At 32.9% G+C, this 11,592-nt stretch carries 13 protein-coding genes; 8 read left to right on the forward strand and 5 right to left on the reverse strand.

All coding sequences use genetic code 11. The features are described from left to right. Positions 1-298: 298 nt before the first annotated feature. The 3 genes from BTR34_RS09215 to BTR34_RS09225 are packed head-to-tail and all read left to right on the forward strand — an operon-like array spanning position 299 to position 4,083. A complete protein-coding gene (locus BTR34_RS09215) occupies positions 299-1,711 on the forward strand; it encodes a sensor histidine kinase (protein WP_068480505.1) in 1,413 nt (470 codons plus the stop codon). Between the two features lie 18 nt (positions 1,712-1,729). Beyond that, the gene (locus BTR34_RS09220; RefSeq protein ID WP_068480508.1) at positions 1,730-2,512 is read left to right on the forward strand and encodes an enoyl-CoA hydratase/isomerase family protein; all 783 of its coding nucleotides are present in this window, start codon (positions 1,730-1,732) and stop codon (positions 2,510-2,512) included. Between the two features lie 17 nt (positions 2,513-2,529). After that, positions 2,530-4,083, forward strand: coding sequence for a hypothetical protein (locus BTR34_RS09225; RefSeq protein ID WP_068480511.1), 1,554 nt, complete (start codon positions 2,530-2,532; stop codon positions 4,081-4,083). 123 nt (positions 4,084-4,206) lie between these two features. Here the strand turns inward: BTR34_RS09225 and BTR34_RS09230 are convergent, their stop codons facing one another. Beyond that, a complete protein-coding gene (locus tag BTR34_RS09230; protein ID WP_068480514.1) occupies positions 4,207-4,443 on the reverse strand; it encodes a hypothetical protein in 237 nt (78 codons plus the stop codon). Between the two features lie 72 nt (positions 4,444-4,515). Continuing rightward, positions 4,516-4,731, reverse strand: a complete 216-nt coding sequence (locus BTR34_RS09235) for a hypothetical protein (protein ID WP_068480516.1) — start codon at positions 4,729-4,731, stop codon at positions 4,516-4,518. A 90-nt stretch (positions 4,732-4,821) separates the two neighbouring features. Between BTR34_RS09235 and BTR34_RS09240 the strand changes: the two genes are divergently transcribed. Next, the gene (locus BTR34_RS09240) at positions 4,822-5,895 is read left to right on the forward strand and encodes a PA0069 family radical SAM protein (protein WP_068480519.1); all 1,074 of its coding nucleotides are present in this window, start codon (positions 4,822-4,824) and stop codon (positions 5,893-5,895) included. A 262-nt stretch (positions 5,896-6,157) separates the two neighbouring features. After that, positions 6,158-7,591 (forward strand): glycosyltransferase, encoded by a 1,434-nt coding sequence (locus BTR34_RS09245; RefSeq protein ID WP_068480522.1) that lies wholly within the window; start codon positions 6,158-6,160, stop codon positions 7,589-7,591. Between the two features lie 86 nt (positions 7,592-7,677). Here the strand turns inward: BTR34_RS09245 and BTR34_RS09250 are convergent, their stop codons facing one another. From BTR34_RS09250 to BTR34_RS09260, 3 genes are all read right to left on the reverse strand, one after another. Further along, the gene (locus BTR34_RS09250) at positions 7,678-8,355 is read right to left on the reverse strand and encodes an HD domain-containing protein (RefSeq protein ID WP_068480525.1); all 678 of its coding nucleotides are present in this window, start codon (positions 8,353-8,355) and stop codon (positions 7,678-7,680) included. Next, positions 8,352-8,936 (reverse strand): lysophospholipid acyltransferase family protein, encoded by a 585-nt coding sequence (locus tag BTR34_RS09255; protein WP_317039561.1) that lies wholly within the window; start codon positions 8,934-8,936, stop codon positions 8,352-8,354. The genes BTR34_RS09250 and BTR34_RS09255 overlap by 4 nt, the downstream gene beginning before the upstream one ends. Positions 8,937-9,172: 236 nt before the next feature. Continuing rightward, positions 9,173-9,583, reverse strand: coding sequence for a BrxA/BrxB family bacilliredoxin (locus BTR34_RS09260; protein ID WP_068480528.1), 411 nt, complete (start codon positions 9,581-9,583; stop codon positions 9,173-9,175). Between the two features lie 130 nt (positions 9,584-9,713). On the opposite strand from BTR34_RS09260, the gene BTR34_RS09265 reads away from it, so the two are divergent. The 3 genes from BTR34_RS09265 to BTR34_RS09275 all read left to right on the forward strand — a co-directional run bounded on the left by BTR34_RS09265 (position 9,714) and on the right by BTR34_RS09275 (position 11,586). Further along, entirely contained in the window at positions 9,714-10,454 is a 741-nt protein-coding gene (locus tag BTR34_RS09265) for a TerB family tellurite resistance protein (RefSeq protein WP_068480531.1), read from the forward strand. A 26-nt stretch (positions 10,455-10,480) separates the two neighbouring features. Beyond that, positions 10,481-11,065, forward strand: coding sequence for a HupE/UreJ family protein (locus tag BTR34_RS09270; RefSeq protein WP_068480534.1), 585 nt, complete (start codon positions 10,481-10,483; stop codon positions 11,063-11,065). 83 nt (positions 11,066-11,148) lie between these two features. Beyond that, the gene (locus BTR34_RS09275; protein WP_068480538.1) at positions 11,149-11,586 is read left to right on the forward strand and encodes a deoxycytidylate deaminase; all 438 of its coding nucleotides are present in this window, start codon (positions 11,149-11,151) and stop codon (positions 11,584-11,586) included. The last annotated feature ends 6 nt before the right edge of the window (positions 11,587-11,592 follow it).

Raw genomic sequence — 11,592 nt, forward strand, 5'->3', positions numbered from 1 at the left:
AGAAATTACACCTGAATAATGTTTTTTTATGAAGCTTACTTAAATATTTTTTTATTATCGGTCTATGCGCTACACTAAATAGCATGTTCGTGAAATAATTTAATGTAATTGGTTGTGGTTGTAGTTATTATGAAGGAGGAAGAATGTTTTCAATAATTCAGTGAATTTAGATTTCATATTTGCTTTTTTTGCCTGAACATGGTGTTTGACTGTTTTTGGTGCGATATTTGCTAACTTTGAACGAAACGCATAACTTTTGTTAACAAAGTTTTCTCTTAGGACACGCATATTTGTATCAATGATTTTATTGGTGTTAATTGCATCTGTCTTAATTTTTGGCATTACTGTTTATCAGTTTAGGGAAATCAATATAGATTACCACGAAAATAGAATGGAGCGTAAGGAGGAACAGATACGCCAAAGTATTGACCTTGCCATTCAGAAAACAACTTATCCTGTTACCACTGAAAACTTAGGCCTTATTTTTAAAAATGAAATTTATGAGATTGCCGTAGTGCAAAACATGAATTTTAATATCTATAGCTTAGAAGGCGAGCTTATAAAAAGTTCACGACCAAAATTTGCCAATGATTCAATATCTATGTGTTTAGACGCTGAGGTTCTAAATAAATTAGAAGTAAGTCCTATTAAGCGTTATGTACGTGAAAATGCTTTAGCTGGCGATAATTACCAAGCCTCATTTACCTACATAGCAGACCAGAAATTTAAACCCATTGGTATTTTAAATCTACCTTATTTTGAGGATAATTCTTTCAACGACCATGAATTAAAAGAGTTTTTATTACGGTTATTAGGTGTGTATTTGTTGATGTTACTTATGGCGATATCATTCGCATTTTTTATCTCAAAATATATAACGCGATCTCTAGAAACAATATCTACTATGATGGGTAGAACGAATTTAAGCAAACAGAATAAAAAGATTTACATTGATAATCCTGGTGAAGAAATAGAAAAATTAATTGCTGCTTATAATGGAATGATTGATGAGTTAGGGCAAAGTGCAGTAAAATTGGCTCGTAGCGAACGAGAGCAGGCATGGCGGGAAATGGCAAAACAAGTGGCACATGAAATTAAGAACCCTCTTACGCCCATGCGATTAACGGTACAGAGTTTTGAACGTAAGTTTGATCCTAATGATCCTCAAATTCATGAGAAACTTAAGGAATATTCAAATACTTTAATTCAGCAAATAGATACTATGAGCAGTATTGCCTCTGCCTTCTCTAATTTTGCCGAAATGCCCGCGCAACAAAATGAAACATTAAACGTGGTTAAAATTGTAAAATTAGCTTTGGATATTTTCAATGAAGATTATATACATTTCATAGCTGATGAAGAAGAAATTATTGCGAAATTAGACCGTACACAATTAATACGCGTGGTTACCAATTTGGTTAAAAATGCCATACAGGCGGTCCCAGATGTGAAGTCGCCGAGGGTTTTGGTAAGTGTAGCATCTGAAGGGGATATGGTTAAAATATCGGTAGCAGATAATGGGCACGGTATAGAAAAGGATAATGAAGAAAAAATATTTGAACCTAAATTTACAACCAAGACTAGTGGTATGGGATTAGGTTTAGGTATGGTTAAAAATATAGTGGAAACGTACAAAGGAACTATTAAGTTTACATCGCATCTGGGCAGGGGAACAGTGTTCTGTGTTAAGTTTCCTAAAGAAAATATATAAATCAAAAAAGCAATAGCAATGTCATACGAAACTTTATTAATTGAAAAAGAGGCAACCACCGCTATAGTGACTATTAATCGTCCAAATAAATTAAACGCTTTAAATAAAGAAACTATTGGGGAGTTGCAAAGTGCCTTTAAAGATTTACAAAAAGATAAGGCCATAAAAGCTATCATATTAACCGGTAGTGGAGAAAAGGCATTTGTTGCAGGTGCGGATATTTCAGAATTTTCTGATTTTAGTGAAAAGGAAGGAAAGAAATTAGCAGCTGATGGTCAAAAAAAGTTATTCAATTTCATTGAGAATTTAAACACTCCGGTAATAGCGGCTATTAATGGTTTTGCATTAGGTGGTGGATTGGAGTTGGCAATGGCATGTCATTTTAGAGTGGCAAGTGATAATGCTAAAATGGGCTTACCGGAAGTATCTTTAGGAGTAATACCAGGTTATGGCGGTACACAACGTTTACCTAAGTTAGTAGGGAAGGGTAGAGCAATGGAAATGATCATGACAGCAGGCATGATTTCTGCGGAACAAGCACTTTCATATGGTTTAGTAAATCATGTAACAACACAAGAAGAGCTGTTGTCTCTATGCCATAAAATTATTGGTAAGATTACCAATAACTCCTCAGTTGCCATTTCTTATGCAATAAAAGCGATAAATGCTGGTTTTAAGAATACTGTAAATGGTTATGACAAGGAAATTGAGGCTTTCGGCGCCTGTTTCGGTACTGATGATTTTGCCGAAGGCACTACTGCATTTTTAGAAAAAAGAAAAGCAGAATTTCCGGGTTCATGACATAAACCAAACTGGTTATGTTAAAACGTAGCGTATTCTTTTTCTTATTCATAATCAATATATTAAGTTCTTTTGGCCAAGAAGAGCTTGTCTCGTACACTATAGGCGAAAAATTCCACGATAAATACAGGTATTCCAATATGCTTGCCATGGCAGATGATGGCAATGAAGGTATAGTAGTCGTACGTGCATATTACACAGGTATTATACTACGCCCTAAAGGATACTTTATTGAGCATTATAATAAAGATTTAGAACTAGTTACGGAATATAATTATAAGCTGAAGGATGCAAACTTCATAGATGCTTACGTTCGTAACGGTCAAGTATATCTGTTATTTTTAGAATATAGTTATAGAAACAAGAGTTACCAATACGAAGTTCATAGAAGTCCTTTTACTCAATTTCAATTTACTAAAGAAACTATATTGTCCATAGAGTCGGACCCGGTTGAACAACCATTAGATAGAAATTTTTATAATAGAAACTTCTCATCTGGCTTTACAACATCTATTTTATTTAACGATGAAAAATCAGCCTTTGCCATAACTACACATTATAAGAAAAGAAAGGTTGATCAACATATAATTCATGTGTTCAATGCCAACTTGAATAAGATAATGGAGCACGATTTTTCTGATGAGGTGGAAGAAAAGAACTATGCATTTGAAAATATAGCCTTTTCGAAAGATTTGCAGAATGTGTATTTGGTTGGTAAGGCATACTTTAAAAAGAAACGTTTTAATGCTACTGAGCGTAAGTTTCAATATGAAATGGTTAGAATTTCCAATAGTAGTAGAAGTGTACAGTCCTTTTATACTCCAGGAAAATTTCCAGAATCTCTTAAACCTATTTTTAAAGAAAATGAATTGCTATGTATAGGTTTTTATGCAGATAGAAAAGATAATAGATATAATGGCATTTCTTATTTTAATCTAGATTCTAAAACGTTAGAACTGAAGTCCGAAAAATTTAATCCTTTCTCAGAACAGTTCATGATGGACAAGTTTGGAAGGGAAGATGATAAGTCTATTAAAGACTTAGTTTTTAAAGGAATGAATATTACGAACGAAGGAACTATTCTATTTAACGCAGAAGAATATTTTACTAGTAATAGTGTACAGTCCAATTCTAGCGGTGGGCGTGTATTGGTAACAAGATATCACCATAATGATATTATTAGTGCAAAATTGAGCCCAACAGGAGATTTAGTTTGGGCAAGAAATATAAATAAAACAGAAGTTACACAAGGCGATGGTGCTTATGCATCATATAGTGCATACACTAAAAATAATACAACTTACTTTTTTATTAGTACATCGTCTGAGAATCCGCAACAATTAAGTGATGATCGAATTATGTTTAAGCAAGGGCTAAGTAGAAATAGAAATGTCTTTTTAATTCGATTAGATGAAAATGGGCATATGAAATATAATAAGGTTATTGATGATACCGAGGCACGTTTGCCGTTAATGGTATCTGCTCCCTATATTGATCGCCAGAATAATGAATTAATGTTCTACGCAAAAAGAGGAACTAAAAAACAATTGGTTCTGGTGACAGTTAAATAACTTGACTGCGAGTTTTAAAATTATAAGAGATTCTAATACCAAGACCTACCGTTCTTGTATTGAAGTTGTTTTTTGAGAATTGTTGTTCGTTAAATTCAAATTGATTAAGGGCTGTGCCAGCATTTAACCATTATAAATAAGGTATAACCCGTAAGTGGCGTTATTAGACCATTTAGACTCCTCAATACCTAAAGAAAAAGACCAATAATTTACTTTCGATTTTATTTCTTGACTTAATTCTATAGCATCAGAGTCTAAAAAATTACCCTTTGCACGTATTTTTCCGAAGTGATATTTTGTAATTAGTACAATTCGCGTGCCCTCTTCTTCGTAAAATAACTTTAGAGCAATACCCCACATAAAACCTTCAAAATATTCATTTGCGTAGGCAATATAAGTAGGAGGTCCGGTTTGTTCTGTAAAATGTTTTTCTTAAGAATTTATACCGTAATAATAAGAAATATCAACTTCTGGGGTAATACATTTATATGAGGTTAATTCTGAACCAAAAGTTATTTTATGATAAATGTTGTCATTAAATTCTTCATCAATGAATACATCATATTCACCATAAGGACTTGGTGAGGCTAATTGGCAAAAACAATAACAGTTCAAAAAAAGAAGGACTACAAAGGGTATGCTTTTCATTCAGCCAATTTAAATATTTGATTTCTTTAATGTATAAAAATTTAAATAAATAGGATAATTTCCATATTTTTGGATAAAATCCTAAATTTAATGAATTCTAATTCCTCGATTAAAGGAAGAGGTTCCCAAAAAAATACCAGTAATAAATTTTCTGCATATAGCTATGAAACTAGAAATGATTTTCTCGAATTCTGCCGTTTAGAAGGGGAAGTTGCTGATAAAAATAAAACCCAATACATTCCTATTTTTCCTAAAACCATAGTGAATAAAGTAACTAGCCCAGATGTGGGCATGAGTTATTCTATGAATATGTATCAAGGTTGTGAGCATGGTTGCATTTATTGTTATGCTAGAAATACACATGAATTTTGGGGCTATAGTGCCGGACTAGATTTTGAGCGAAAAATTCTGGTAAAGCGTAATGCTCCCAAACTTTTAGAAGCTAAACTAAAAAGTAAAAAGTGGAAGGCCTGTACCATTGTATTATCCGGCAATACAGATTGCTATCAACCGGCGGAACAAGAATTTCAGTTAACTAGAAAATGTTTAAAGGTATTTTTGAAATATAGGCATCCTGTAGGTATTCTTACTAAGAATTCTCTAATCTTGCGTGATTTGGATATTTTGAAAGAATTAAATGAATACGGACTAATTGGTGTTAATATTTCAGTTACTTCTTTATCAGAAGAAACTAGAAGAATATTAGAGCCTAGAACTACTACCATTAAAAAAAGACTTGAGGCCATTCGCATTTTATCTGATAACGGTATTCCCGTAAATGCAATGCTTGCACCAATAATACCAGGTATAAATAGTCACGAAATTTTAAACCTAGCAAAGGCAGTATCAGACAATGGAGCTTTATCTATGGCATTTACTGTAGTTCGGTTAAATGGGGCCATTGGTGAAATTTTTACAGATTGGATTCGCAAAGCCTTACCTAATAGTGCTGATAAAGTTTTACATCAAATTCAAGAATGCCATGGAGGTAACTTAAATGATAGTAGGTTTGGTTTACGCAGCAAAGGAGAAGGTAAAATTGCGACTCAAATTCATGATTTGGTGCGCTTAGCAAAGCAAACCTATTTTAAAAACAAAAATTTCCCTAAACTAAATACAAGTTTACACGAGTCTTATAAATGTGGTCAATTAAAACTATTTTGACTTCATTTTTTTTAAAGAATTAAAGTGACTGCATGAAATTATATTTACTGTCCGAATTTTCATTTTATCAATATAACCACATGATTATTAGAAGAATATTTTAAATAAGTTAAAAAATAAAGGATATAAGTTATAATCTTAATTTAAAATTAAGTGCAGAAACGATACTTAAAATAAATCTTTAAAAAGTTTTGTTAAAATAACATCCAAAAGTTGATTGTAAGCGTAAATAGGTGGAATTAAATAAATACTAGAACCATTTATGAACACCGAAAACACTACCAAAATAGGAACGGAAAAATTAAAGCCAGGTATAACCAATACCAAGAAAAAATCTTTTTTCTCTAGAATTAAACATCTTATAGAAAATGCCAATGCATGGGGTATCTTCGTAATGGGCAGCACATTTGTGTTAATGTTTGGTTCAGCTTACTTGGCATATATATTACAAAACGATTTTACCCAATTACATTTAGAAAGAAGAAGCACCATGATCGGATTAATTTTTATGATTGTAGCTGCTGCCTTTTTTGTGTTTAAACTTAGTTTTTTCGTATACACATTTGTAAGATTCTTAAAGTATAAGGCAATACCATCAGTTTCAGATAAGGAATTACCAACCGTTACTGTAATTGTGCCAGCTTACAATGAAGGAAAACAAGTGTGGGCAACTTTAAAAAGTTTAGCTAATAGTGATTACCCAGAGCATAAAGTTCAATTACTAGCTATTGATGATGGTAGTAAAGATGATACATGGAATTGGATGTTAGAGGCCAAAAAGGAATTAGGTGACCGAGTTTCTATTTGTCAGCAACCTAAGAATATGGGTAAACGTCATGCATTGTACAGAGGTTTCAAAGAAGGTAATGGTGAAATATTCGTTACAGTTGATAGTGATTCAATTGTTGATAAGGATACTTTGAGAAATTTAGTGAGCCCGTTTATCGTTGATGAGAACTGTGGTGCAGTTGCTGGTAATATTCGAGTATTGAATAATGAGAATAAAATATTACCTAAGATGCTAGACGTAAGTTTTGCTCTTAGCTTTGAGTTTGTTCGTTCTTCTGAAAGTACTTTAAATTCTGTATTATGTACTCCTGGGGCTTTAGCCGCATATAGAGCAACTGCTGTTTTTGGTTGTTTAGAGGCTTGGATCAATCAAACATTTATGGGTCAGGCATCAGATATCGGTGAAGATAGAGCAATGACGAATATGATTTTGAAACAAGGTTTTCATGTATTGTTCCAAAGAAATGCATTTGCCTATACTAATGTTCCTGAAAAATATAAAGGACTTTATAAAATGTTTATTAGATGGGGTAGAAGTAATGTTCGTGAAAATATTCAAATGTCTAAATATGTATTTACAAACTTTAGAAAAGGACCAAAAGCAGGAACTAGATTGTTGTTCTTTAGTCAATTCTCAAGAATTGTACTTTGTTACCCATTTGTACTGTTCATGTTAATTTTTGTTTTTACACATCCTTTATTGTTCTTAAGTTCTACGTTCATAAGCATATTGGTTTTATCAACATTCCCAGTTATTTTTTATGCAAAACGTTATACATTAGTGGAGTCTTTTTGGGCATATTCATACAGTGTTCTTTATACTTTTGGTTTATTTTGGATAACACCTTATGCAATTGCAACAGCAAGTAGAAGTGGTTGGTTAACAAGAGAGTTGCCACAGAAATAAGAAAAGATATTTTAAAACTTAAAAAGGGTCGTTATAGCTAGCTATAACGACCCTTTTTAAGTTTTATATTTTAATAGTTGTAGTAATTAACTCAAGTTTTTTAGAGGATTCCATTCTTTATAAAATTGCTCTAGAAAAAGCAACATATACTGATGTCTTTCTTCCGCTAAACGTTTACCAGTTTGGGTATTCATTTTATCCTTTAATAAAAGAAGCTTTTCATAGAAATGATTTATAGTCGGTGCAGTAGATTTTTTATATTCAGCTTTAGTCATTTCTAAATTCGGTGGAGTGCCAGGATCATACAATGCACGATTTTTGAATCCGCCATAATTAAATGCACGAGCAATTCCAATTGCACCAATGGCATCAAGTCGGTCAGCGTCCTGTACTACTCTTAATTCTTTAGAAGAAAAGAGCTTCTTTTTTATTTTACCGTCTGTTAAGCTGGCCTTAAACGAACTATATTTAATTATGTTGGTAACATGGTTAACTGTACGTTTTGGTACGGTCAATGAAAGTAAAAAATCTTCGGCCATTTTAGGTCCAAGAGATTCATCACCATCATTAAATTTTGCATCTGCTATATCGTGTAGCAAAGCACCAAGACTAACGACTAAAACATCTACATCTTCTTCTTTTGAAATTAGTATAGCGTTATTGAAAACACGTTGAATATGAAACCAGTCGTGGCCACCTTCCGCGTTTTGTAAAGTTTTTTTAACAAAATTGATCGTAACCTCTACAATTTCAGAATTTGTCATTTAAAGCTATTTATACCACTGTTTACTGAAGCTTCTATTTGTGAAATAAGGGTATCTAAATCTCCTTTGTTTTCAATGGGTTCTTGTACATCAAAAGAAACTTTTGCACCTAAGCCCATGGGAAATTGTCCAAATTGCACTAGTTTCCATGAATTATTTATGCTAATGGGTACAATTAATGCTGATGGTGCTTTTTTAAGCAGCATTTTTAACCCCATTGGTTTAAATGGTTTAGGGTGTCCATCTCTACTTCTTGTACCTTCTGGAAATATTACAGCACTTCTAGTATGTTCTTCGATATAACTACCGAGTTTACCGATCTCCATAATAGCAGATTTACCATCTTTTCTATCAATTAATACAGAGCCACCGTGTACTAGGTTAAAAGAAACACTGGGTATACCTTTTCCTAATTCTTTTTTACTCACAAATTTTGGGTGATACTTACGCATGTACCAAATAATTGGCGGAATATCATACATACTTTGGTGATTAGTTACAATAATTAACGGCCTGTCTGTGGGTAACTTATGATTATTGGTAAACCTGTATGTAGTGCCTAAAATATTGGTACATCGCATTAAGCAAAAGTTAAGTTTGCTTACTACAGGCTTAAGGCCGTTGTAACCGAATAATTTAAATCCTAGCCATTGTAAGGGGTGAAAAATTAGAAGGCAGAGGCCAAAGGCCACAAAAAATACGGGTGTTATAATATAGGAAATCAACTTCTGCATGGTACAAAAATAAAAAACCGCTCTATTTAGAGCGGTTTTTACTACTATTATTTTATTCAATTATAGTTATATACTATAAAAGACTAGCAAAACTCTTCGTAAGCTTGTACTAAGTTTTGTGCAATCATTTCAGCTGGTCTACCTTCAATATGGTGACGCTCAATCATATGAACTAATTCACCATCTTTAAATAACGCCATTGAAGGTGATGATGGAGGAAAAGGTATCATTAAGTTTCTTGCCGCATCCACAGCTTCTTTATCTACACCTGCAAATACAGTAACTGCGTAATCAGGTTTTTTGCTGTTCTGCAAGCTCATTTTAGCAGCAGGTCTAGCATTTGCTGCTGCACAACCGCAAACAGAGTTTACAACTACCAAAGTAGTTCCTTCTTTATTAATGGCATTTACTACCGCATCTGCCGTATATAATTCTTCAAATCCGGCAGAAGCCAGATCGTCTCTCATTGGTTTTACTAATTCCGCAGGGTACATATTCTAAATGTTTAAATTAAACTAGTACAAAGATAATCAATTAGTCGTAGAGGTGCCTTACACCTTAACTTTTCCTTACACTTACTTTTAATTGGTAATATTTTATCTTTGGCGAAATTGAAATTACGATATGATAAAATGGTTGGGAGCCGTAATAGGTTTTTCTTTAAGAGGGCTGTCTGGTGCAATTTTAGGTTTTTTTGCAGGCAGTATTATAGACGGTTTTTTTGGAAATAAAAAAGGGAATGCTCGTAGTGTCTTTGAAGATTACACTAGACCAAATGTAAGTGCTGCGGATTTTGAATTGAATTTACTATCCTTATGCTCATTAGTTATAAAGGCAGACGGCCAAGTAAGTAAGTCTGAGATGGACTATGTTCAACAGTACTTTGTAAGCACCTATGGTAAAGAAAAAGCGAATGCCATTTTCAGAAATTTTAATGAAATAAATAAAAAGGGTGAAATTTCTGCCCAAAAAGTGTGTACCTTTTTAGCACAACGTACGCGTTATGAAGTACGTTTACAATTACTTCACTTTTTATTTGGTATTGCACAATCAGACGGTACTATCAGTAATCTAGAAGTTCAAAAAATAAGGGAGATCGCCGGTTATTTACGAGTTTCACTTAATGAATTTGATAGCATTAAAGCGATGTTCATAAAATCTGCTAATAATTCGTACAAAATTTTAGATGTTGAAAAATCGGCAAGTGATTTAGAAGTTAAGAAAGCATATAGAGAAATGGCCAAAAAATATCACCCAGACCGTGTAAATACACAAGATGAAGCTATAAAGAAAGGAGCTGAAGAAAAATTTAAGCAGGTACAAGAAGCTTATGAAACCATTCAAAAGGAACGTGGATTAAATTAAATTACTTAAATCTTAATACAAGTACAATGCAAGAATTTTGGTTTTATATACAATTAGGGTTACAGCATGTTTTAGATATAAATGCATATGACCATATTTTGTTTTTATCTGCGTTAGCACTCCCTTTTACTTTTAAAAGTTGGAAAAAAGTTTTGCTTTTAGCAACCGTTTTTACATTTACACATTGTTTGGCATTGGTATTGTCAGTTTATGAAATCGTAATTGTAGAAGCTAGTTGGATCGAGTTTTTAATACCTGTTACTATTATATTAACAGCTATATATAATTTATTCTATAAAGACTCTAAAGAAGATAAAAAAGCTATTTGGTTTCATGCATTGGCCACAGGTTTTTTTGGGTTAATACACGGCTTCGGATTTTCTAATTATTTTAAAATGATGATTATGGGTGAAGAGGATAAATTGGGACCTTTATTTGGTTTTGCTGCGGGCATAGAAATTTCACAAGTGGTTATTGTTTTGATGATTCTTGTATTGGCTTTTATTGCTCAATCTATTTTAAAAATAAATCAGAGGGTGTTCATTACAGTTGGCAGTATTTTGATTGCATTAATAACGCTGCCATTGTTATATCAAACTTTACCAGTTTAACATTGTTAAATTTTAGCCTAAGATTTTGTCCCTGTATAACAAAGCAGGTACCTTAGTGCTTTAAGCTTTTGAAAGCTAGTGGAATGAAAAAAGAGAAACAATTAAAGTATGACAGGGCTTATTTAAGAATGGCCAAAGAGTGGGGGAAACTATCTTCATGTAAAAGAAAACAAGTTGGGGCTATTATTGTAAAAAATAGAATGATTATTTCTGATGGTTATAATGGTACACCAACAGGTTTTGAGAATTTTTGTGAAGATGAAGAAGGATATACAAAGTGGTATGTTTTGCATGCCGAAGCCAATGCAATTCTCAAAGTAGCAAGTTCTACACAGTCTTGCCAAGGGGCTACACTTTACATTACATTATCGCCCTGTAGAGAATGTAGTAAGTTAATACATCAGTCTGGCATTAAACGTGTAGTGTATCAAATAGGTTACAAAGACGATTCTGGATTAAAATTCTTAAAAAAAGCAGGAGTAGAAATAGAACACATGACAGAAATAAATGCAGCGATCTAACGTTTA

It is taken from the genome of Maribacter hydrothermalis (assembly GCF_001913155.1).
GTDB lineage: Bacteria > Bacteroidota > Bacteroidia > Flavobacteriales > Flavobacteriaceae > Maribacter > Maribacter hydrothermalis.

What these genes read in the sequence shown, in the direction of transcription:
- BTR34_RS09215 (WP_068480505.1), top strand. Translation starts at nt 299, where the DNA reads ATGATTTTATTGGTGTTAATTGCATCTGTCTTAATTTTTGGCATTACT.
- BTR34_RS09220 (WP_068480508.1), top strand. Translation starts at nt 1,730, where the DNA reads ATGTCATACGAAACTTTATTAATTGAAAAAGAGGCAACCACCGCTATA.
- BTR34_RS09225 (WP_068480511.1), top strand. Translation starts at nt 2,530, where the DNA reads ATGTTAAAACGTAGCGTATTCTTTTTCTTATTCATAATCAATATATTA.
- BTR34_RS09230 (WP_068480514.1), bottom strand. Translation starts at nt 4,443, where the DNA reads ATGTGGGGTATTGCTCTAAAGTTATTTTACGAAGAAGAGGGCACGCGA.
- BTR34_RS09235 (WP_068480516.1), bottom strand. Translation starts at nt 4,731, where the DNA reads ATGAAAAGCATACCCTTTGTAGTCCTTCTTTTTTTGAACTGTTATTGT.
- BTR34_RS09240 (WP_068480519.1), top strand. Translation starts at nt 4,822, where the DNA reads ATGAATTCTAATTCCTCGATTAAAGGAAGAGGTTCCCAAAAAAATACC.
- BTR34_RS09245 (WP_068480522.1), top strand. Translation starts at nt 6,158, where the DNA reads ATGAACACCGAAAACACTACCAAAATAGGAACGGAAAAATTAAAGCCA.
- BTR34_RS09250 (WP_068480525.1), bottom strand. Translation starts at nt 8,355, where the DNA reads ATGACAAATTCTGAAATTGTAGAGGTTACGATCAATTTTGTTAAAAAA.
- BTR34_RS09255 (WP_317039561.1), bottom strand. Translation starts at nt 8,936, where the DNA reads ATGCGATGTACCAATATTTTAGGCACTACATACAGGTTTACCAATAAT.
- BTR34_RS09260 (WP_068480528.1), bottom strand. Translation starts at nt 9,583, where the DNA reads ATGTACCCTGCGGAATTAGTAAAACCAATGAGAGACGATCTGGCTTCT.
- BTR34_RS09265 (WP_068480531.1), top strand. Translation starts at nt 9,714, where the DNA reads ATGATAAAATGGTTGGGAGCCGTAATAGGTTTTTCTTTAAGAGGGCTG.
- BTR34_RS09270 (WP_068480534.1), top strand. Translation starts at nt 10,481, where the DNA reads ATGCAAGAATTTTGGTTTTATATACAATTAGGGTTACAGCATGTTTTA.
- BTR34_RS09275 (WP_068480538.1), top strand. Translation starts at nt 11,149, where the DNA reads ATGAAAAAAGAGAAACAATTAAAGTATGACAGGGCTTATTTAAGAATG.